Source organism: Nonomuraea roseola, assembly GCF_039535395.1.
Lineage (GTDB): Bacteria > Actinomycetota > Actinomycetes > Streptosporangiales > Streptosporangiaceae > Nonomuraea > Nonomuraea roseola.
On the sequence record NZ_BAAAXC010000004.1, the window covers coordinates 236,486 to 258,208 of the forward strand.

The 21,723-nt window shown below is 70.8% G+C and carries 16 protein-coding genes; 5 read left to right on the forward strand and 11 right to left on the reverse strand.

The window, feature by feature from the left end:
* Nucleotides 1–30: 30 nt before the first annotated feature.
* Nucleotides 31–1,788, reverse strand: coding sequence for an ABC transporter ATP-binding protein (locus ABFX55_RS01865; protein WP_346116956.1), 1,758 nt, complete (start codon nt 1,786–1,788; stop codon nt 31–33).
* A 69-nt stretch (nt 1,789–1,857) separates the two neighbouring features.
* On the opposite strand from ABFX55_RS01865, the gene ABFX55_RS01870 reads away from it, so the two are divergent.
* Nucleotides 1,858–2,274 carry a MarR family winged helix-turn-helix transcriptional regulator gene (locus tag ABFX55_RS01870; protein ID WP_346116958.1) on the forward strand — a complete coding sequence of 139 codons (417 nt, stop codon included), beginning with the start codon at nt 1,858–1,860 and terminating at the stop codon, nt 2,272–2,274.
* Nucleotides 2,275–2,280: 6 nt separating this feature from the next.
* Here the strand turns inward: ABFX55_RS01870 and ABFX55_RS01875 are convergent, their stop codons facing one another.
* Nucleotides 2,281–3,246 carry an amidohydrolase family protein gene (locus tag ABFX55_RS01875; RefSeq protein WP_346116960.1) on the reverse strand — a complete coding sequence of 322 codons (966 nt, stop codon included), beginning with the start codon at nt 3,244–3,246 and terminating at the stop codon, nt 2,281–2,283.
* 128 nt (nt 3,247–3,374) lie between these two features.
* On the reverse strand, nt 3,375–4,496 hold the full coding sequence (locus ABFX55_RS01880) for a PucR family transcriptional regulator (protein WP_346116962.1): 1,122 nt from the start codon (nt 4,494–4,496) through the stop codon (nt 3,375–3,377).
* Between the two features lie 97 nt (nt 4,497–4,593).
* Between ABFX55_RS01880 and ABFX55_RS01885 the strand changes: the two genes are divergently transcribed.
* Together ABFX55_RS01885 and ABFX55_RS01890 are read left to right on the forward strand one after the other, a co-directional pair.
* Nucleotides 4,594–6,699 (forward strand): M6 family metalloprotease domain-containing protein, encoded by a 2,106-nt coding sequence (locus tag ABFX55_RS01885; protein ID WP_346116964.1) that lies wholly within the window; start codon nt 4,594–4,596, stop codon nt 6,697–6,699.
* A 238-nt stretch (nt 6,700–6,937) separates the two neighbouring features.
* Entirely contained in the window at nt 6,938–9,361 is a 2,424-nt protein-coding gene (locus ABFX55_RS01890; RefSeq protein WP_346116966.1) for a tetratricopeptide repeat protein, read from the forward strand.
* Here the strand turns inward: ABFX55_RS01890 and ABFX55_RS01895 are convergent.
* Nucleotides 9,342–10,157, reverse strand: coding sequence for a hypothetical protein (locus ABFX55_RS01895; RefSeq protein WP_346116968.1), 816 nt, complete (start codon nt 10,155–10,157; stop codon nt 9,342–9,344). The genes ABFX55_RS01890 and ABFX55_RS01895 overlap by 20 nt on opposite strands.
* Nucleotides 10,158–10,279: 122 nt before the next feature.
* Here ABFX55_RS01895 and ABFX55_RS01900 point away from each other — a divergent pair, with 122 nt between their 5' ends.
* The gene (locus ABFX55_RS01900; protein WP_346116970.1) at nt 10,280–11,044 is read left to right on the forward strand and encodes a tyrosine-protein phosphatase; all 765 of its coding nucleotides are present in this window, start codon (nt 10,280–10,282) and stop codon (nt 11,042–11,044) included.
* A gap of 26 nt (nt 11,045–11,070) precedes the next feature.
* Here ABFX55_RS01900 and ABFX55_RS01905 read toward each other — a convergent pair whose 3' ends face one another.
* Together ABFX55_RS01905 and cmtR are read right to left on the reverse strand one after the other, a co-directional pair.
* Nucleotides 11,071–12,111, reverse strand: coding sequence for a Gfo/Idh/MocA family oxidoreductase (locus tag ABFX55_RS01905; RefSeq protein WP_346116972.1), 1,041 nt, complete (start codon nt 12,109–12,111; stop codon nt 11,071–11,073).
* Between the two features lie 100 nt (nt 12,112–12,211).
* Nucleotides 12,212–12,526 carry a Cd(II)/Pb(II)-sensing metalloregulatory transcriptional regulator CmtR gene (gene cmtR / locus ABFX55_RS01910; RefSeq protein WP_425567849.1) on the reverse strand — a complete coding sequence of 105 codons (315 nt, stop codon included), beginning with the start codon at nt 12,524–12,526 and terminating at the stop codon, nt 12,212–12,214.
* Nucleotides 12,527–12,601: 75 nt separating this feature from the next.
* Here cmtR and ABFX55_RS01915 point away from each other — a divergent pair, with 75 nt between their 5' ends.
* Nucleotides 12,602–13,507, forward strand: a complete 906-nt coding sequence (locus ABFX55_RS01915) for a cation diffusion facilitator family transporter (RefSeq protein WP_346116974.1) — start codon at nt 12,602–12,604, stop codon at nt 13,505–13,507.
* 17 nt (nt 13,508–13,524) lie between these two features.
* Here the strand turns inward: ABFX55_RS01915 and ABFX55_RS01920 are convergent, their stop codons facing one another.
* The 5 genes from ABFX55_RS01920 to ABFX55_RS01940 form a co-directional block, all read right to left on the reverse strand.
* The gene (locus ABFX55_RS01920) at nt 13,525–14,430 is read right to left on the reverse strand and encodes a proteasome assembly chaperone family protein (RefSeq protein WP_346116976.1); all 906 of its coding nucleotides are present in this window, start codon (nt 14,428–14,430) and stop codon (nt 13,525–13,527) included.
* Between the two features lie 302 nt (nt 14,431–14,732).
* The gene (locus ABFX55_RS01925; protein WP_346116978.1) at nt 14,733–15,749 is read right to left on the reverse strand and encodes a terpene synthase family protein; all 1,017 of its coding nucleotides are present in this window, start codon (nt 15,747–15,749) and stop codon (nt 14,733–14,735) included.
* Nucleotides 15,750–15,902: 153 nt separating this feature from the next.
* Nucleotides 15,903–17,984, reverse strand: coding sequence for an ATP-binding protein (locus ABFX55_RS01930; protein WP_346116980.1), 2,082 nt, complete (start codon nt 17,982–17,984; stop codon nt 15,903–15,905).
* Between the two features lie 280 nt (nt 17,985–18,264).
* Nucleotides 18,265–19,113 carry an ABC transporter permease gene (locus ABFX55_RS01935; RefSeq protein WP_346116981.1) on the reverse strand — a complete coding sequence of 283 codons (849 nt, stop codon included), beginning with the start codon at nt 19,111–19,113 and terminating at the stop codon, nt 18,265–18,267.
* On the reverse strand, nt 19,110–21,671 hold the full coding sequence (locus ABFX55_RS01940) for a CocE/NonD family hydrolase (RefSeq protein ID WP_346116983.1): 2,562 nt from the start codon (nt 21,669–21,671) through the stop codon (nt 19,110–19,112). Before ABFX55_RS01940 ends, ABFX55_RS01935 begins: the two co-directional genes overlap by 4 nt.
* Nucleotides 21,672–21,723: the final 52 nt, after the last annotated feature.

The window sequence follows — 21,723 nt, forward strand, 5'->3', positions numbered from 1 at the left end:
GGGTGTGCCGAGAGATTGGAACGTAGCGGTTTAGAAACGGATTCCGGTTGTGACCGGATTCACGTTTGGGACATCCTCGCGATGGACAAGTGCGGCGTACCGGCCGTCCAGAGCCATGAGCTGCTCGTGCGTGCCGCGCTCGGCGATCCGCCCTCCGTCGAGCACGACGATCTGGTCGGCGTCGCGCACGGTCGAGAGGCGATGGGCGATGGTGATCGTGGTGCGTCCCTCGGCCAGCGTGTCGAGGGCCTCCTGCACGGCGCGCTGGGTCTGGTTGTCCAGCGCGCTGGTCGCCTCGTCCAGGACGAGCACGGGCGGGTTGCGCAGCAGCGTGCGGGCGATGGCCAGACGCTGCTTCTCCCCGCCGGAGAAACGGTAGCCGCGCTCGCCGACCATGGTGTCGTAGCCGTCGGGCAGGGCGGCGACGTGCTCGTGGATGCGCGCCGCGCGGGCCGCCTCGACCAGTTCCTCGTCGGTGGCCGACGGCTTGGCGAAGCGCAGGTTGTCGGCGATGGAGGCGTGGAAGAGATAGGTCTCCTGCGAGACCACGCCGACGGTCCGCGCGAGCGACTCGAAACTCAGCTCGCGCACGTCCACGCCGTCGATGGTGACCCTTCCGCCCGTGACGTCGTACAGGCGCGGGACCAGGTAGCTGAGCGTGGTCTTGCCCGAGCCTGTCTCGCCGACGACGGCCAGGCTGGAGCCCGCGGGGACGACGAGGTCGACGCCGGAGAGCGTGGGCGTCTCGCCGTAGGAGAAGTCGACGCCCTCGAAGCGGACCTCGCCGCGCGGGCCGGTCGGCGCTCTGTCGCCGGGGGTGATGTCGACCGGCAGGTCCAGGTACTCGAAGATGCGGCCGAACAGGGCCAGCGAGCTCTGCACCTCCACGCCCGTGCGCATCAGTGAGACGGCCGGCCGGAACAGGCCCGCCTGGAGGGTGGTGAAGGCCACGACCGTGCCGATGGAGACCATCGAGGTCGCGCCGGAGGCCCAGTAGATCATGGCGGGCATCGCGGCCATGATGATCTGGATCGACGACTGCCGCCAGCGCCCCGCCATGCTGGAGCGCACGCCGAGGTCGGCCAGGTCGTCGGAGGCCTCGGTGAAGCGGCGGGTCAGCTCCTGCGACTGGCCCATCGTCCTGCCGAGCAGGATGCCGCTGACCGAAAGCGACTCCTGGACCATCGACGACATCACGGCCAGCTTCTTCTGCCGCTGGGCGGTGATGCGCCTGCGCTCCTCGCCCACCCTGCGGCTGATCCAGACGAACAGGGGAAGCAGGAGCAGCGAGACGGCCGTGAGCCTCCAGTCGAGCACCAGCATCGCGATGACACTGGCCACCACGCTGGTGAGGTTGGAGACGATCGAGGTCGCCGTGGAGGTGACCACCTGCTGCATCCCGCCGATGTCGTTGGCCAGGCGCGACTGCACCTCGCCCGTGCGCGTGCGGGTGAAGAAGGCCAGCGACATGCGCTGGAGGTGGCCGTAGACGGCGGCGCGCAGGTCGTGCATGACCCGCTGGCCGACGGTGGTGGAGATGAACGTCTGCATGACGTCGAACACGCTGGTCGTGACGGCGACGGCGATCATGCCGAGCGCGAGCAGGGCCAGCAGCGTCATGTCCCGCGAGGGGAGCGCCACGTCGAGGACCTCGCGCAGCAGGAACGGCGAGGCCAGTGAGACGAGCGACGACAGGAAGATGAGGCCGAGCACGACGGTCAGACGGCCGCGGTAGGGCCTGAACAGTGTGAGGATGCGCCGCATGGGCGCGCGTGGTTCTTCGGTCACATGACCCCTTTCAGATGTTCTCTCTAACAGAGGTTACCTCACATTAATTCCACCGGTAGGCTCCTGATCGTGGACACCACCTCCGAGCTGCTCGAACTCGTGCACCGCATCGGGCACAGGGCGCGGCACGGCTACCGGCGCAGCCTCGAGCCGCTGGGGCTCAGCCCGGGGCAGGCGCGGGCGATGCGCGAGCTGATCGAAGCCGGGCGCCCGCTGCGGATGGTCCAGCTGGCGGAGGCGCTGCGCATCGTGCCGCGTTCGCTCACGCCGGTCGTCGACGCGCTGGAGGAGGCGGGCCTGGTGCGCAGGGAGACCGACCCCGCCAACCGCCGCTCCACCCTGCTGCTGATCACCGCGCGTGGCGAGGAGGTCTACGAGCAGGCTCGGCAGGCCAGGCGAGAGGTCGCCCGCGAGCTGTTCGGCGGGCTGTCGCAGGAGCAGCGCGAGACCCTGAGGGAGCTGCTCGGCACGGTGGAGCAGGCGTAGGCGCCGTCAGCCCGCCTCTTCGCCTCGCTCGGCGCCGCCGGCCTGCGCGGGGGTGAGCGCGCCGCCGATCACGGTGCCGAGCACCGGAGGCTGGTCGAGCAGCGCCGCGTAGGGGTTACGGCCCCCACGGGTGTCGAAGACGGCCAGATCGGCCCTGCTGCCGGGGCCGAGCGTGCCGATCCTGCCGGGCCCCGCCGCCCTGCCGAGCGCCCGCGCTCCTCCGAGGGTCGCCGCCTCGACGAGCACCCGCTCCAGCCGCGTCAGCCGGGTGGCCTGCCGTACGGCCCTGGCCGCGGCCAGGGGAGGCCCGCCCATCGCGATCGGGTTGCCCTCCTCGACCAGCGCCGAGGCGTCGCCCCCCGGCAGCGCGACCGCGCAGCCGCGAAGGCGCAGCAGCTTGCGCTCGCCCGGCCCCAGCAGGCCGGGCCGGGTGAGGTGGCAGTGCGGGCCGAGCACGCCCGCCTCGTCGAGCACCGCGGGGGAGCGACGGCGCAGGTCGGCCATGAGCCGAAGCCCGAACGTCCGTGCCAGCACCGCCAGATCCTCCAGCACCTGCGGATCGGCCGCGTGCGCCGCCACCCCCACAGGCCCCGCGTGCTCGCGGAGGGCGGTGATCAGCGCGTCACGCTCCCGCTCCTCCCACGCCTGCTCGCTCGCGCAGCCGACCTCGAGATAGGTGACGCCGCCCGGCCTGTCGTGCTCGCCCACGTCGGCCGCCCACGTCACCCCCGGACCCAGCGGCCCCGTACGGCAGGCGTCGACCAGCCCAGGCGTGATCATGCCGGGCCAGCGGATCTCCTCCTCGACCGGGAAGAGGGCGAGCAGGTCGGGCCTGGGGCCCACCTGGAGCACACGCTCGCCCCTGACCACCACGGCGCCGTCGCGCAGGGGAGGGGCGGCGACGGGAAGCACGAGAGGGGCGGAGTGGAGGATGACGGGCGCGGGAGGACGCGTGCCGAATCCCCGCGTCAACGCTCCCATTGTGTGATTAAAAGGCACTCGTGGTGGCAAATCAATCACGCCCGATGATCGAAAGGCGCCGAACGAGAGGGTTCTCGCAGATGGGAGGGCCGGCCGAACGCCCTGGAGAGGGGTCGGCGTCAGGAACGGGGGCGGTAGCGGCCGGACAGGCGGGCGAGCTTCAGGCTGAGATGGAGGCTGAGGCGCTCGCCGCCGTCCTTCAGGTCGGTCTGGGCGAGCTCCTCCACCCGCTGTAGCCGGTAGTACAGCGAGGTGCGGTGCAGGCGCAGGCGGCGGGAGGTGGCGACGGCGCTGCCGGCCAGGTCGAGGTAGGTCTCCAGGGTCTCCAGCAGGGGCAGGTGCTGGGCGTCGGCGAGCAGCCGTTCGAGGCCCGGATGCAGGTCGGCCCTCGGGACGTGGGTCAGCATCCGGTAGACCCCGAGCCGCGTCCACTCCACGGTCCTGCCGAGACCCGGCACCCTGGCCGCCACCTGGGCGGCGTGCAGCGCCTCCGCGTAGGAGGCGTCGGCCTCGGCCAGCGAGGGCCTCGGACGGCCGACGCCGACCACCACGGGAAGCGCCATCGCGGCGTGCACCTCCTCTGCGGGGGGAGGGGAGGTGGTCAGGAGCGTGGCGTGGTCGTAGCGCACCAGGTGCAGGCCGCCCAGGCGGCGCCGTACGGTCAGCATGCCCTGCTCCAGCGCCAGCCTGGCCGCCTCGGAGGGCTCGGCGGCGAGGGGCGTCGCCACCAGCGCCGTGACGGCGAGCGCCTGGGGGAAACCCGCCTCGATCAGCGCGCGGGAGGCGTCGGGGTCGCCCGACAGCACACCCGTGACCGCCTCGAGCTCGCGGTGCGAGGCCAGTCCCTCGGCGAGGCTCTCGTGGAACAGCGCGACCGCCAGCGCGGCGGCGGACGCCCTGGCCTCGTCGATGTCGGCGGCCGACATGGCGGGGCCCGCGTCGATGAACCACAGGAAGCCCATGAGGGCGCCGTCATGGCGCACGGGCACGCAGACTCTTGGCAGCAGGCCGAGCGCGGGCGCGCCGGGGGTGCGCAGCGGCTCGGTGGCCTCCAGGATGCCCGCGGCGTGCAGGAACCCGCGCACCTCGGGCGTCGTGTGGCGGCGCAGGATCGAGTCGCGCCTGATGTCGTCCATCGCGCCGTCCTGCTCGGAGTAGGCGATCACGCGCTGGAAGCGGTCCTCCAGCAACAGGGGCCGCCCGAGGCGGATGGCTAAGTCGTCGACGCTGCGCTGGAGCACTACCTGGCCTTTTCGGCAAGTGTCGGAGAAGAGGAGCGGATTCTTCCCTACAACTGATCGGTGATCTCCGTCAAGTGCGTCTATAGCGTCCTGAAGCGTGAATCTCCCGAAGAAGCTGCTGAAAGGCCTGCTGGCGGCACTCGTGCTGGTCCCCGTAGGTCTTGCGGCCACCCCCGCCTCCGCCGATCCCCCCGGCGACCCCGAGATCCCCTGGCGCCAGGACCACTGGCCGCAGACGCAGCCGTGGCAGCGTGACGAGCCCGAGGCCGACCCGTCGCTGCGCGGCCGCCCCTCGCCCCCCGTCACGCCGATCGACCCGCAGAACTGGAAGAACCCCGACCACATGACGTGGGCGGACTACAAGAAGATCCCCGGCACCAACTGGGCCGACCCGAGCGTCAAGGGCTCCACCCGCACCTTCAAGGGCGCGCTGGTGCTGCTCGACTACCCCAACCAGTCGTTCGTGGTCACCCAGCCCAAGGGCTCGACGATCTACAGGAACCCCAGCGCCGAGGCGCACGACATCCCGCGTGACCAGGTCGCCACGTTCTACAAGGACTTCCTCAACACCCCGGGCACCCTCAACCGCGGTCACACCATCCACGAGTACTGGATGGAGGACTCGGGCGGCCGCTACGGCGTGGAGCTGACCGGCTTCGGGCCCTACACGCTGTCGGGCAAGGACCACGAGTACGCCATGGAGTTCCAGGGCGGCACCGGCTGCCCCGCGGGCGACTCGTGCAACAAGAACCTGCGCACCGAGGGCAAGGCGCTGTGGGTGGGCGCCATCGGCGAGGAGGAGGCCAAGAAGTTCGACTTCATCTTCTACCTCAGCGCCGGCCAGGACGAGTCCGCGACCTGGCAGGAGTTCGGGATGATGAAGTTCCCGACCAAGGAGGCCGTGCCCGACGAGTGGGGCCCCGAGGACCCCGCCCTGCCCAACTGGGTCAAGACCCGCTACGTCGACTGGACCTCCTGGCAGGCCGGCTCGAACTTCTGGCCCAACGCCGAGATCGGCGTCAACTCCGTGCAGGCAGAGAGCTCGGGCATGGGCGTCTACGCGCACGAGCTGAGCCACATCCTGGGCGTGCTCGACAACTACAACAACCCCTACGCCAACCCGGTCCGCAGGGCCTACACCGGCGTGTGGGAGATGCTGAGCAGGGGCAGCTTCAACGGCCCCGGCGGCCCGCACAGCCGCTGGCTCATCCCGCCCACCTCGGGCGGCTCGATGGGCGCCCAGCACATGCTGCGCAACAAGATCAAGCTCAACATGGTCGACGAGCAGAACGTGCTGCGCCTGTCGCGTGACGCGCTCGACGAGTCCGGCCTGGTCACCGCCAAGGTCACCGCCCGCGCCGTCCAGCCGGGACCGAACGGGCTGATGGGTCTCAACATCCAGTTCGACTCCGGTGACAAGTCGCCCGCCTGCCAGTGGCAGACCGACCCGCTGTGCGACGGAGGCGGCTACGAGAACTACACCGTCGAGGTCGTCGACAGGATGGGCACCGACTCCTTCACCCCCGACTCCGGCGTGCTCCTGGCCAAGACCAAGAACCAGGACAGGGCGCCGTTCGAGTGGGTGGTCGACGCCAACCCGCAGGACATCGACATGACCGACTACGTCCTGCCCGACGGCACCAAGGTCCCGATCACCATCGGCGACTACCGCCAGCTGTCCGACGCCCTCTTCCACGCAGGCACCGACTCGGGCAGCGAGTACGAGTACGTCGACGAGGGCAACCGCCTGCACTTCTACGTCACCGACGTGCACCGCGACCGCCAGGGCGTGCTGTCCTACACCGTCGCGGTCCGCTCCCTCGACGGGGCGGGCCCGCACAGGCGCGGGGCGAAGCTGCTGCCCGCCGCCGGCATCCCCACCGGCAAGGGTCTGTCCACCTGCAAGTTCCCGCTGTTCAACACCGGCAGGACGAGCGCCACGACGGCCGCGCACCCCGAGGACGTCTCGGCCTACCTCGGCGGCGACGTCTACCGCCTCAGCGCCTCCGTGGAGGGCCGCGGCTGGAGCGCCCAGCTGCCCAACGCCCTCGCCGCGGTCGGCAACGGCAAGCACCAGTCCGTCACGGTCAACGCCCTGCGCGCCGACGGCGGCAGCCGCCTGGCCAAGGTCAAGCTGACCGCGACCTCGGAGTCCGACCCCGCCAAGTCCGTGACAGCCACCTGCCACGTGGCCGGGCTGTAACCGGCGGATGGGGTACGGCAGGGGCCGTACCCCATCCACCATGCCCGGGTGACGCGAGAAATCGACGGCGCCAGGGGGTGACGGTGGACGTGGGATGTCGATGGGGTGGACAATGCGCCAAGACTGGCGCAGGCCGTACCTGATCGGCTTGAATCACCCCCGAAGGGGGTGCGTGGTGACGGGGCCGCTGCGACTGACGGAGGACGATCCGAGACCCCGGCGCAGGAGGCGGGCGTGGGTGGCGCCGGTCGCCGCGGGGGCCGCGGCGGGAGCGGCGAGCGTCCTGGCGGCCTCGCTGGAGTGGGAGATCCCGCCCGTCGCCAAGATCGGCGTGACGGGGCTGGCGGCCGTCCTGGTCGGGGTGACGACCTGGGCCACCACCGCGACCAACAGGAACGAGCCGAAACCGCGTCCCGAGGACCCGTTGTGGCGCCCGCCCGACCAGTGGCCGCCCTCACCCGAGCACTTCACGGGGCGCACCGAGGCGCTGGCCGAGCTGCGCAAGGTCTTCGGCGCCAGGCGTAAGGCGAACGAGCTGGCGCCGCCGCTGGTGGTCTCGGTGTACGGCAGGGGAGGCGTCGGCAAGTCGGCGCTCATGGCCAGGTTCGGGCAGGAGATCGCCGACTGGTTCCCCGACGGCCGGCTCTACGCCAGCCTGCGCGGCATCAGGCCCGACGAGGTGCTCATCGGCTTCCTGCGCGCCCTGGGCGTGCGGCTGACCACCGACCCCGGGGGCCTGGAGGAGCTGCGCAGGCTCTGGCTGACCTGGACCAAGGGGCGCAGGATCCTCATCGGCCTCGACAACGTCGACGACGCCGAGCAGGTCAAGGCGCTCATCCCTGCCGAGCCCGGCTGCGCGGTGGTGGTCACCTCCCGCCAGCCGCTGTTCCTGATGAACGCCTACGACACCCAGCTCAGCGTCTTCAGCGAGGCGCAGGGCGTCGAGCTGCTGGCCAGGCTCGCCGGCGGCGCGCGCGTGGTGGAGGACCTGGCCTCGGCCAAGGAGATCGTCAAGATCTGCGACTACCTGCCGCTGGCCATCAACATCTGCGGCGGACGGCTGGCCACCAGGTCGAGCTGGTCGCTGCGCGAGCTGGCCGGCCGCCTGGCCGACGAGCGCCGCCGCCTGGACCAGCTGGAGCTGGCGCGGACCGTCGACAAGAGCGTCCGCGCCTCGGTCCAGCTCAGCTACGACGACTGCACCGGCATCCAGCGCCGCCTGCTGCGCCTGCTGTCCTCGCTCACCTCGCCCGACGTCCCCGGCTGGGTGGCGGGCGAGTTGCTCGACATCTCCGTCCTCGACGGCGCCGACCAGCTGGAGGCGCTGGTCGACGTGCAGCTCGCCGAGACCTCAGGCGCCGACCAGACCGGCGCCATGCGCTACCGCCTGCACGACCTGGTGCGGCTGTTCGCCGCGGAGCTGGAGGAGGACAGGCGTGACGCCGCCATCGAGCGCGTCCTGTACGGCTACCGCCGCCGCGCCGAGGCTGCCGCGCAGGCCCGATGGCCCCAGGACTGGGGCAGGACGGGCCGCGTCGGGGACCTCGAAGGCCAGGCGCAGGCCAGCGACTGGCTCAACGCCGAGCGGCTCAGCCTCATCGCGATGATCAACCTGGCCAGGTCGATGGGCCTGTGGGAGCTGGTCTTCGGCCTCGGCCGCGCGTTCTGCTCCATCTGCCACTCGCTGCGCGCCTACTGGAGCGACTGGGGCGAGGTCGCCGAGATCACGGTCGAGGCCGCCCGCCGTATGGGGGACAGGCGCGCGCTGGGCATCGCCCTGCTCGACAGGACCGCCGTGAACGCCGGCGACGGCGCCGTCGAGGCGCTGGAGATCTTCACCGAGCTCGGCGAGTCGTGGTGGGCTGCCAGGGCCATGCGCACGATCGGCATGCGGCTGTTCAACGACGGCAACCTCGACAGGGCGCAGGGCTACCTCATCGGCGCGATCACCGCGTTCAAGGGCGAGGAGGACTACTGGTGGATGGCGCGCACCCAGCGCAACCTCGCCGAGCTCCGCCTGGCCGAGCGGCGGCCGGAGGAGGCGCGCGAACTGCTGGAGGACGCGCTGGAGGTCTTCAAGCGCGACGGCAACCGCTACTCCGAGGCCCAGACGCTGCGCGCCTACGGCGAGGTGCTGGCCGCACAGGCGCGGGGCCTGCGCAGGGAGGGAGACCTCAGGGCGGCGGCCGACCTGTTCACCAAGGCGGGCTTCAGCCTCGACAGAGCGGGCGAGATGTTCAGGAGCAGGGGAGAGCTCTGGGAGGAGGCCCGCTGCCTGCGCGCGGCGGGAGAGGTGGGCGATCCCACCAACGGGCTGCGCGAGCTCGACCAGGTGAAGCGGGCCGAGGAGATCCTGGCCGCGCTCGGCGACTCATGGGGGCAGGCGCGCACTCACCTGTCGGCGGGCAGGGCGCTGGCCAGGCTCGGCAGGAAGGCCGAGGCCGAGACGGAGCTGCTGCGCAGCGTTGCCGCCTTCGAGGAGCTCGGCGACCAGTGGTGGATGGCGCGCAGCCTGCGATACCTGGGCGAGACGCACCTCGACGCGCGCGACAGGGACGCGGCGGTGCCGCCGCTGGAGCGGGCCCGCGAGATCTACCGCAGCCTTGGCAACGAGGCGGGCATGCGCAGGACGCTCGAACTGCTCAGGAGAGCGGAGTCCTGATCAGGTGGCCCGCGGCCCTGCGGGCCTCCTGGATCGACTCCTCGAACAGCACGCGCACGTGGCGCGCCTGGTCGGCCAGCTGCTGGATGTGCGGCAGCGCCAGGTCGTCGCGGACGTTCTCGGCCAGCAGGCGCTGGTAGTCGGGGGTGCGGGCGGCCAGCATCTCCAGACGCCTGTGCGCCTGGTAGACGTCGTCGGCCCTCAGCACCTGCAGCGCGTACTCCTCCAGGCTGCGCACGCGCTGCGACAGCGACGTCCAGGCCTGGTCCAGCGCGCCCGTGTAGGGCGCGAAGGCGGCTCTGAGGTTCCTCGGCAGGTCGCTCGGGACGATCCTGCGGTGCTCCTCGTGCATCCGCGACAGCTTGGCCAGCCTCCTGGCGATCTGCCACACCTCCTCCGGCAGCGAGACCCTGTTGTCGATGGAGTCGATCAGGCCCGCCCTGTGCACCTCCGAGGCCATGATGGTGTCGGCTGCGTCCTGAGCCCTGCGCAGCAGCACCTGGCAGGGATAGTCGAGGTCCTCAGGAAGGACGTAGCGGTCGGCGTGGTCATAGGCGAGTTTCAGCCGGCGTCTTGCGGTGCGGTTGGTCTCGTCCGTGGCCATCCAGCGCAACAGCGAGATCAGCGACATGGCGGCCATGGCGACGATCATTCCCGCGGTGCCGGTCACCATCCAGACCAGCAGCAGGAAGCCGGGCAGCACGAACAGCAGGCCGGTGTGGCGCGTGGGCTCGTGCTGCTGGCCCGCTCTGGCCATGCGCATCAGGTGTGGGCCCGCTCTCAGCTGAGCCGACACCTCCGGAGGCAAGGAAGGATCGAGCACCAGACGCGGGGGAAAAGCACGCGGATCCATCTCTTCATGCTGCGTTACGAAACGCGAATCCGCACAGACTTATCCCGACATATAGGCTCGATCTCGTGCGATGGATTGATCTTGAGGGTGCTGTCAACGTTCGTGACCTGGGCGGACTGCCCACAACCGACGGAGGAACCACGCGGCACGGCCGCGTCCTCCGATCCGACAACCTGCAGGGCCTGACCCCTTCCGACGTCGACCTCCTGGTCGGCTCGCACAAGGTCAGGCACGTCGTGGACCTGCGCTCGGGGCCCGAGGTCTCGCTGGAGGGCCCGGGGCCGCTCACCTCGGTTGCCGAGGTGACCGTCCACCACCACACGCTGTTCGCCGAAGGCGGCAGGCACACCGACGTCGACGCCGACAGGGCGCTGCCGTGGCAGGAGCGCGACGCCGACGACGACCTGCGCGTCACCGGCTTCTACTACGGCTACCTGCGCGAGCGGCCCGACTCGGTGGTCTCGGCGCTGCGCGTGATGGCGCTCGACGACGGCGCGGCGATCGTGCACTGCGCCGCGGGCAAGGACCGTACGGGTGTCCTGTGCGCGCTGGCGCTGTCGGTGGCGGGCGCGACCAGGGAGTCGATCGTCGAGGACTACGTGGCGACGGGGGAGCGCCTCGAGCGCGTCCTCGCCAGGCTCCGCGCCAGCGCCACCTACCGCGACGACCTCGACTCCAGGCCCGCCGACGACCACATGCCGAGGGCGCGCTACATCGAGCAGTTCCTCGGGGTGCTGGACGACCGCTTCGGCGGGCCGCTCCCGTGGCTGGAGGCCAACGGCTGGACCGAGGCCGACAACGCGGCCCTGCGCTCCCGCCTGCGCGACTGAGGGCCGCCCGTACGGCGGTGCGGCGGCTAGCGCACGCGGACGATCGCGTGCTCGCCGGCCGAGCGGCGAGCCGCCTCGATGACCGTGAGCGCGTCCACGACGTCGCGAGGGTCAACCGGGGGCGGCGAGCCGTTGGTCAGGCAGGCGGCCACGCCCTGGTAGAAGTCGAGATAGCTGCCAGGCTCCGTGCGCACGAGCTCGGCGGCGGCGTCGGTCCCGAGCCTGCCCCAGCGCTCCTCGGGCTCGGCGCCGAAGCCGGGCTCGTCGGGCGTGGCGCCGGCCCGCAGACGGTCCTCCTGGGGGTCAAGGCTGTACTTCACGTAGGCGCCGGCCGAGCCGAGCACCCTGAAGCGCGGGCCGAGCTGCGCCGCCAGCGCGCTGACCCACAGGTGCGAGCGGGCGCCGCTGTCGTGGGTCAGCGCCAGGAAGGAGTCGTCGTCCGCGCCGACGCCCTCGCGGCGCACGTCGCTCTCCGCGTAGACCTCGCGCACCGGGCCGAGCAGCTGGAGCGCTTGGTCGACGAGGTGGCTGCCGAGGTCGTAGAGCAGGCCGCCGATCTCGTCCGCGCCGCCGCTCTCGCGCCAGCCGCCCTTGGGCCTGGGACGCCAGCGCTCGAAGCGCGACTCCAGGCGGTAGATCTCGCCCAGCTCGCCCTCGGCTATCAGCCGGCGCAGGGTCAGGAAGTCGCCGTCCCATCGGCGGTTCTGGAAGACCGTCAGCATGAGGCGTTTGCGCGCGGCCAGCTCGACCAGGTCGCGGGCCTCCTGCGCGGTCCCCGCGAGGGGCTTGTCGACCACGACGGCGCGCCCCGCCTCGAGCGCCGCGGTGGCCAGCGGGACGTGGGTCCTGTTGGGGGAGGCGATGACGGCCAGGTCGCACCGGGGCCACAGGTCGTCGGCGTCCTTGACGGCGGTGGCGCCGTACCTGCCGGTGACCTCGGCCGCGCGGTCGGGGTCGCGGGTGACGACGGCGGCCAGGCGCAGGCCGGGCGTCGCGTGGATGAGCGGGGCGTGGAAGACCGCGCCCGCTGTGCCGTACCCGACCAGGCCCACCCGGATCTCGCTCATCATCCCACGATATCCCGCGCTTGATCTTGTGAGGGAAGTGGCGCGCCAGGTCGGCAGGGCGGTGGCGCGCCCGAGGTCGGCGCCGGTCTCGCGCCCTGGGTCACACGTGGTCGGGGTCCACGGCGAGGGCCACGTGGATGAGGTCCTCGATGGCGTGGGCCAGGCGGCCGTCGGAGATCTCGTAGCGCGTCTGCCGTCCCTCGGGGACCGCGACGACCAGCCCGCAGCCGCGCAGGCACGCCAGGTGGTTGGAGACGTTCTGCCTGGTCAGGCCCAGTTCGTCGGCGAGTCTCGCCGGATAGGAAGGGCCCTGCAGCAGGGCGATGAGCAGGCGGCAGCGGTTGGGGTCGGCCAGGGCTCTGCCGATCCTGGCCATCGCGTCGAGCCGGGTCTCCACAGTGAACACGATTATCAGGATACACGAGTTGCTGTATATACAGCGCGTACTGTATATACATGGTTCACTGTATAGATCGGGGAGGCCGCAACCATGGGACACGGGCACGGGCACGCGACGGCGAGCGCGCACCACCGCAAGAGGCTGATGATCGTCCTGCCGCTCACCCTGAGCGTCCTGGTCGTCCAGGTCGTGGGCGCGATCATGTCAGGGAGCCTCGCCCTGCTCGCCGACGCGGGTCACATGGCCACCGACGGGGCGGGCATCGCGCTCGCCCTGTTCGCGATCTGGATCGCGGGCAAGCCTGCCAGCGCGCGCAGGACGTTCGGCTACCAGCGGGCCGAGATCCTCGCCGCCGCCGTCAACGCGGTGCTGCTGCTCGGGCTGAGCGGCTACATCCTCGTCGAGGCCGTACGGCGCTTCGCCGACCCCGAGCCGGTCGGCGGCACGATCATGATGGTCACCGCCGCGGTCGGCCTGGTGGCCAACGGCATCGGGCTGTGGCTGCTGCGCGACGGCAAGGACGAGAGCCTCAACCTCAAGGGCGCCTACCTGGAGGTGCTGGGCGACCTGCTCGGCTCGGTGGCGGTGCTCGCGGGCGCGATCGTCATCCAGCTCACCGGATGGGTCGCCGCCGACGCGCTCATCTCGATCGTCATCGCGCTGCTGATCCTGCCGCGCACCTGGAAGCTGCTCAGGGAGGCCGTCGACATCCTGCTCGAGGCCACGCCCAGGGGCGTCGACCTGGCCGAGGTGCGCAAGCACCTGCTGGAGGCGCCTGGCGTCACCGACGTCCACGACCTGCACGCCTGGACCATCACCTCGGGGGTGCCGGTGATGTCGGCCCATGTGGTGGTGGAGGAGGAGGCCCTGACCAGGTGCGGCCCGCTGCTCGACCGGCTGCACGAGTGCCTGGCGGGGCACTTCGACGTGGAGCACTCCACGCTGCAGCTCGAACCGGCGGGCCACGTCGACCACGAGGGGGCCAGGCACCACTAGCCCGCCCCCGGCGGCGCTCAGCCCTCGCGGTCGTCCCGCTCGGCGAGGAAGGCCTCGAACTGCGCGGCCAGCTCGTCGCCCGTCGGCATCGGGGTGCTCTCGGCCATCAGGTTCTCGCGGTCCTCGCCGCCGGCGAAGGCGTCGTACTGCTGCTCCAGCCCCTTGATCGCCGAGGACAGCTCCGCGGAGGACTCGATCTGCTCCTCGATCTCCGAGGTGGTGCGCCTGGCCGCCTCGTGCAGGCTCTCCATGGGGAACACCAGCCCGGTGCCCTTGGTCACCGCCTCCAGCGCCGCCACGGCGGCCTGCGGGTACTCCGCCTGCGACAGGTAGTGGGGCACGTGGACGGCGTAGCCGAGCGCGTCACGCCCCAGCTCGCTCATCCGGTACTCCAGCAGCGCCGCCACGCTGCCGGGCACCTGAACCCTGCCGAACGCGCTCACCTGGGAGTTGATCAGCTCGGGCCTGCTGGCGTGCGAGGTGACGCCCAGCGGCCTGGTGTGCGGCACGGCCATGGGGATGCCGTGCACGGTGACCATCTTGCTCACCCCCAGCCGCTCGGCCAGCGAGGTGACGGCCGCGGTGAACAGCTCCCACTCCCTGTCGGGCTCGGGCCCGCTCAGCACCAGGAACGGCGTGCCCGTGAGATCACGCGCCTGGTGCAGGGCCAGCTCGGGGGCCTCGTAGCCGACCCATCTGTCGGTGTCGAAGGTCATGGTCGGCCGCCGCGAACGGTAGTCGAGCAGGCGGTCGACGTCGAAGGTCGCCACGACGCTGTGCTCCAGCTCGGCAAGCAGGTGGCCCAGCGCGAGCCGCCCGGCGCCGCCCGCGTCGACGAAGCCGTCGAAGTGGTACACCAGCACCGGGTCGATGAGCTCGGGGGTCTCCTCGGCCAGCCGGTAGAGATCCGTCGGGTCGAACACAGTTGATCAGCCTTTCCCTCGGTACTCTCTCCTGAACCTACGGCGAGCCGGAACGATTCCGTGCACGGCACCATATCGATGGAGAATGACGAACATGAACCAGGACCCCGAGCCGGAGGGGGTTCGCCACCAGGAGGTTCGACCCGGCAGGGACGGGCGGTCCGGTCAGAAGGCGCGGTGTTCGACAAGGAGCACGAGGCGGAGCGGGCGCCGGCCGAGGCCGGAGGCGGCCCGCACGCGGGGGTGCCCGGCGCCGTGGGCACCGCCCGCATGTTCGGCGAGCTGCTCGAGCGTTCGGCTGATCAGCTGATCAACTCGTGGTGGAAGCCCTTGACCTGGCCCCTGAGCAGCGGGTCGGAGAATCGCTGTGTCTCGCGCGCCCAGTCGAGGTAGCCGCGCATCCAGTGCTCGAGGCCCGCCACGCACCGCATGGTGCCGTACCTGGCGTTGTAGTCGGTGCCGAGCTCGTCGAAGGTGGCCTCCATCGCCTCCTTGGCCGCGCGGAAGCTCTCGACGCGTATCGAGATCTTCGCGTTGACGAGCTCGATCGCCTCCTGGAGCGAGCAGCCTAGAGCGTTCCAGAACACGATGACGAGGTTGTGGAACTCGCCCTGCGCCAGCTCCCTGTGCAGCCCGATCAGGTCGTTGGTGCAGACCACGACATGGCCCGCCTCGTGGACCATCGTCTGGTACGGGACGCTGGCCCGGATGTCGGCCGGCACGTCGAACTGCTCGACTAACTCGATGAGGTCGAAGGAGGGCGGGACGTAGGCGATGTTCAGCTTGTGCTCGACATAGCTGTCAGGGTCGGGGATCTGCCCCCGGGTCCTGTTGTCCACCTCCCACTGGGCCGTCTCGAAGCAGCCCTGCAGGTGATCGGCGAAGCGCTCCCACCAGCCCCGGGAGGCGTGCATCCGCATGCGGTCGCGGATGTCGGCGAGCCCGTGCAGGATCGGCCCCGCCGTGTCGTCCAGCGGTTCGCCGCGCAGCACGGCCGCGAACTTGTCGGCCATCCGGCGGGCCAGGTCGGGGTCGGAGCCCACTTCGGCCAGCTCGAACTGGTCGTCGTAGACGTGGAACCAGCTGTTGAGGTCGGCGGCCAGCGCCAGCGTGGGCACCGATGCCTCGGGGTAGAGCCTCGCGACCAGCCTGGAGTAGGACTCGCCGGCGAAGCGGGAGGTGGCTCGCTCTCCTTCGATGAGACGCAGTCGTCGGGCCCATGACGTGGTGTGCTCGGCGATGACGGGCTCGAAGGGATTGAGTTTGGACGGAAACGGAATGTGTGGGTCAGGAAGAGAGAAATCCGGCATCTCTGGCATGGGTGCGCAGCCTCCCACGAGGACGGATGTGGCAATCCGCGGAATTGATCGCGAAAACTGCCATTGTTTAGGCATGCCCGGACATAAAGGCGCCAAATCCGTCAGCGAGATAAGAGGCTAAACGGAGGGGTATTTCGGACATAGAGGAAATGATCACACAGGAGCCGGTCCCGCGTCGAGGTCGTCCAGCGCGAGGTTCGTCGCCTCGTCGAGGTCCAGCTTGGTGCCCGCGTCGAAGGCTCGACGGTAGGCCTCCTCACCGAGAGTCTTCTGGCACTCCTTGACTGCCCTTTCGTGCTCACTGGTCAAGAAGGGAGCTCCCAACATCGGCAGCCCCGCCGCCCGCCAGTTCTGGTGCAGCGCACCCAGCACCCTTGCCGCCCTGTCGGGCTGGTTGAGCCCCACCATGATGCGCGCCATCGTCTCGAGCACCATCATGCTGCCCACGGTGTCGTGGAAGTGGCGCTTGATCCGCAGGCCCTCCTGGGCGCTCTCCAGCGCCCTGTCCAGCCTGTTGCTGGCCAGCAGCGGCATCGACAGCGCCCAGTAGGCGTAGGAGCTGACCCACAGCTCGCCGCGCTCCTTGCACACCTGCAGGACGTCGACGAGCAACGACTCGGCCTCGTACAGCTCGCCCTGGGTGGTGAGCACGATCGACAGCTCGACGATGGCGGGCAGCAGGCCGGGGTCGAGCTCCTTGTTGCCGGTGTTGAACTCGATCGCCATGCCCAGCAGCGCGCTGGCCTTCTGCAGGTCGCCCTGGAGCAGCGCGGCCGTGCCCTGCATCTTGGAGGCGAGGATGACCGCGCGGGAGTCGCCGACCAGCACCGCCTCGCTGCTGCACTTCTCGGCCGCCTCCAGCGCGCCCCCGCTGTCGCCCTGGGCGCTGCGCACGTAGGACAGCACCCACAGCGCCTTGCAGCGCTCCTTGCTGGGCTCGGGGTTGGCGCGCAGCGCGCGCTCGAGGTAGACGCGGCCCTCGCGGACGAAGCCGCAGCAGATCCACATGAACCACAGCGACGACAGCAGCTCGAGGGCCATCCGGCTCTCGCCCGGCGTGCGCAGCGCGTGCTCGAGAGCGAGCCTGACGTTGTCGTGCTCCTGGCGCATGCGAACGAACCAGTAGATCTGGCGCGGCCCCGACCAGGCGTCCTCACTGCGGCGGGCCAGGCTCAGGTAGTAGGCCAGGTGCTTGTGGCGCAGGCGCTGCGACTCGCCCAGCTTCTCCAGCCACTCCTCGCCGTACTCGGCCAGCGTGTCGATCAGCTTGTAACGCACGCCCGCGTGGTCGCTCCTGATGAGCAGGATCGACTTCTCCACCAGGCCGGTGACCAGGTCGGTGATGTCCTCGGCGGGCAGCCGGTCGTCGGAGCAGACGAACCTGGCCGCGTCGAGCTCGAAGTCGCCGGCGAAGACCGACAGGCGCGCCCACAGCAGCCGCTCGGCGGGCTCGCACAGCTCGTGGCTCCACCCGATGGCCGCGCGCAGCGTCTGGTGGCGCGGCAGCGCCGTACGGCTCGCGCCGGCGAGCAGGCTGAAGCGGTCGGTCAGCAGACCCAGGATCTGCTCGACCGACAGGGCGCGCAGCCGCACCGCGGCCAGCTCGATCGCCAGCGGGATGCCGTCGAGCCTGCGGCACAGCTCGGCCACCGAGCCGATGTTGTGCTCGTCGAGCACGAAGTCGGGCACGACCGCCCCCGACCTGGCCGCGAACAGCTGCACCGACTCGTTGGTGAACATGTTCTCGTGCGGGTCGTCGCCGGGCACGGCCAGCGGAGGCACCGGCACCACGTGCTCGTACGGCAGGTGCAGCGACTGGCGGCTGGTGGCCAGCACCTTCAGGTTGGGGTTGGCCTGCAGCAGCTCGTCGATCAGCTCGGCGCAGCCCTCGATGAGGTGCTCGCAGGTGTCGAGGATGAGCAGCATGTTGCGGTTGGCGACCCACTCCGACAGCGACTCGGACTCACCGCGGGCCGACTGGTCGGCCACGCCGAGGGCCGAGGCGATGGTGTTCTTGACCATGCCCGCGTCCTGCAGCCTGGCCAGGTCGGCGAACCAGACGCCGTCCTCGAACTGCCCGCGCACCTGGTGCGCCAGGCGCAGAACCGTTCGCGACTTGCCGACGCCACCGATGCCCGTCACGGTCACCAAATTGGTGTTCTCGTCGGACAAGTGGCGTTTGAGGTTGGCGAGCAGCCTCGTCCGGCCGACGAAGCTCGTGAGCTCCGCCGGCAAATTGCCTTCTCGACGCCAACCTGTCGGGGTGGCCATGGGCAGCCTCACGGGGGGTAGCCGGACACCTTCTCACGCGCGCTCCACTGTACCTCGACAAGCCTTGACTGTCCCTTGTGCCGCACATGTGTGAGGGTGGTGTTTCTCCCTCCGGATAGCATTGTTGCCGTGAGCGAATTTCTACCTGAGCAGACCGCCGACGACACCGACCTCGGCTGGGGAGAGCGCCAGGAGGACGATTCCGACGCTTTCTACCTGGAGAACAAGCCCCCGCACTGGTGAGTCAGCTGACCACGTCCTTGCTCCTGAACCGGCGGAAGGCCAGCGCGAACAGCAGCACCGCGTAGGTCACCGACACCGCCGCGCCCTTGGTCATCCCGCCCCAGTCGAGCACCGGCGCCAGCGCGTCCAGCCAGGCGGTGTTCCAGAACGTCGGCAGGAACTCCCTGAGCGTCCCGAGCGCCTCCACGGCCTGCAGGATGCTGCTGATGATCACCAGCCCGACCGCCCCTCCCACCGCGCCGAGCGGCGAGTCGGTGACGGTCGACAGCAGGAAGGCCACCGAGGCCACGACGAGCTGGCTGACCAGCGCGTAGCCGATGACGATGCCGAAGCGCGGCAGCACGTCGAAGGCCGGGATCGTCTCGCCCGTCCCCGGCACCTGGATGTCGTTCCAGCCGAACACCAGCGTCCCCGCCAGCAGCGCCATCAGCGGCAGGCAGATCACCGCCGCCGCCGAGTAGCCGAGCGCGACGATCAGCTTCTGCCGTAGCAGCCTGTCGCGCGGCACCGGCGCGGCCAGCAGGTAGCGCAGCGACGACCAGTTGGCCTCGCTGGCCACGGTGTCGCCGCAGAACAGCGCCACCGCCACCACCAGCAGGAAGCTGGCCGACACCGACAGCGCGAACGCGGCGAAGTTGAGGCCGCTCTGCGTGGCCAGGTCCGACAGCCGCAGGGCGTTCTGCTGGTTCGGGTTCTGCGGGCCGAACTGGAAGGCGATCACCAGGATCCACGGCAGCGCGAGCAGCAGGCCGAACATGACCAGCGTGCGCCGCCGCTTGAACTGCCTGACGATCTCCACGCGGAGCGGCAGCGTCCTGCGCGCGTCGTACCCCGCGGCCGCGGTGCTCATGACTTGTCTCCGATCAGGTCCAGGAACACGTCCTCGAGGCGCGGGCCGTGGCCGTTGTGGCGGGCGGTGGCCAGCAGGTCGGACACCGGGCCCGTGCTCAGCAGGCGGCCTCGGGTCATGACCACCACGTGGCTGCAGGTCTGCTCGACCTCCGCCAGCATGTGGCTGGAGACGATCACCGTACGGCCGTCGCGCGCGTAGCGCTTGAGCACCTCGCGCATCTCCCTGATCTGGGGCGGGTCGAGCCCGTTGGTCGGCTCGTCGAGGACGAGCAGGTCGGGCAGGCCGAGCATGGCCTGGGCGATGGCCAGGCGCTGGCGCATGCCCTGGGAGTAGGTGCGCACCGCCCGCTCCAGCGCGGCGCCGAGCCCGGCGATCTCCAGCGCCTCCTCCATGTGCGCGTCGGCCGCGGGGCGCCCGGTGGCCTGCCAGTACAGCGTGAGGTTGTCGCGCCCCGACAGGTGCGGCAGGAAGCCAGGCCCCTCGACGAACGAGCCGAGCCTGGAAAGGACGGGCGCCCCGGGGGTCACCTTGTCGCCGAAGATCCGGATCTCGCCGCTGTCGGGGTGGATGAGGCCCATCATCATCCGCATCGTGGTGGTCTTGCCCGCGCCGTTCGGCCCGAGCAGCCCCAGCACCTGGCCCTTCTCCACGCGGAAGGAGAGGTCGTCCACGGCCTTGTCGCCGTTGCGGTACGCCTTGGTCAGCCCGCTGATCTCCAGTGGCACCTCGGCGTCCACGCGCGGGTCCCCGCCGAGGGCGGTCACGGACGCGTCTGCGCCGACGGCGCCGGAGGAGTGGGCCGTGCCCCTGCCCGCGGGACGGCGGCGGCCGGTAACCAGCAGGAGCGCGGCGACCGCGACGGCGGCGAGCGGCAGCGCCCACGTCCACCACACGGGCCCGGTCGGGGCGGCCTCGAGGGCGGCCACCGTCGGCACCGCCAGCACGGGCGAGGCCAGGCCCACCACGTAGCTCGCGGGCTCAGCGGGCGTGGCGTATCCCATGTCGGTCGTCGTCAGCGCCAGCCGTACCTTGTGGCCCGCCGCGAAGCGGTGGTCGACGGCGGGCAGCGTGATCGTCGCCTCCGCGCTGCCCCTGCCCTCGGGGATCGTGATCCGCACCGGCGCGACCAGCCCTGCGGGCAGCGTCGGCGGGGTGGCGGCGTCGGCCACGTCGTAGAGCTTGGCGAAGAGTGTCACCTCGCCCTCTCCTCGCACCCTGACCGTGACGGTGGGCGCCCCCGTGAGCTGCAGCGGGGCCGCCAGCGGCGCCGACTCGAAGAGCGCGCTCTGGCCCTGCATGTCCAGGGAGAGACTGAGGTTGCCCTGGGCGCCGCCGAGCAGCCCGCCCATCCCCGGCACCGCCGAGATCGAGGCGGGACTGCCGCCCGGCGGGTTGACGACGTTCTGGTCGGGGCCGGCCAGCTGGACCTGTGCGGTCGAGGTGCCGTTCAGGCCGGGATAGCGGTCGGCGCCAGGGTGCAGGCGGATGCGCTGCCTGGTGCCCGGGTCGCGGCCGCCGTCCCTGGTGATGACGAAGCGGTCGGCGGCCTCGGTGACGGCGTTCTCGCGCAGGTGGCGGTCGAACCAGCCGAGGGTGAGCTCGTCGAGCCAGTCGACCTCGCCGTTGCCGCCGTCGTGCCCGCCGTCGAACCAGACCACCTCGACGGGAGTGCCGGCCGAGGAGATGGCCTTGGCGTTGGCGTCGGCCTGGGCGAGGGTGAACAGCGAGTCGCGCTGTCCCTGGACGAGCAGGGTGGGTGCCTTGATCCGCGCCGCCACGGCGGCGGGGCTTGACTCACGCAGCAGCGCGATCGCCTCGGGCGTCGCCTCGCCCGTGGCGGCGGCCTGCTGGTACATCTCGCACACGGCGGGCAGGAACCTGCCGCACCTGGCCTCCTCCGCCGACAGCGGCCGCGGCGCCGCGGTGAGCGCGCCGAGCCCCTGCGTCTCCACGCTGGGGCCGCCCCTGCTGAAGAACAGGCCCGCCCACATCTTCTTGAACACGCCGTTGGGGAACAGCGCCTGCGACAGGTCGTTCCAGGTGATCATCGGGACGATCGCGTCGACCCTGGGGTCGTGGGCGGCGGTCATGAGCGCGATCGCGCCGCCGTAGGAGCCGCCCGCGATGCCGACGCGGGGGTCGCCCTGCGCGTCGAGCTGGACCTCTGGCCGCTTGGCCAGCCAGTCGATCAGCTGCTTGACGTCCTTGACCTCGTAGTCGGGCGAGTTGAGCGCGATCTGCCCTGTCGAGCGGCCGAAGCCGCGCGCCGACCAGGTCAGCACCGCGTAACCCTGCCCGGCCAGCCGTACGGCCTGGGCCCTCACGCTCTGCTTGCTGCCGCCGAACCCGTGGGCCAGCAGCACGGCTGGTGCCCTGCCGCCGCCCTCGGGCGCGAAGTACGTCGTGTCGAGCTCGACCCGCTGGTCGTTCTCTGGACCGTCGATGACGGCGATCCGCTGCTCCTGGCCCCTGACCTCGGGGGTGGAAGGCCACACCAGCCAGACCACCGCCGCGAGTACGGCCAGCGCCGCGACCAGCGCGGCTGCTCTCTTCATGCGCCGAGCGTACTGAGCAGTCCTGAGAAGCAGCTGAGACGGCCTCGCCTGA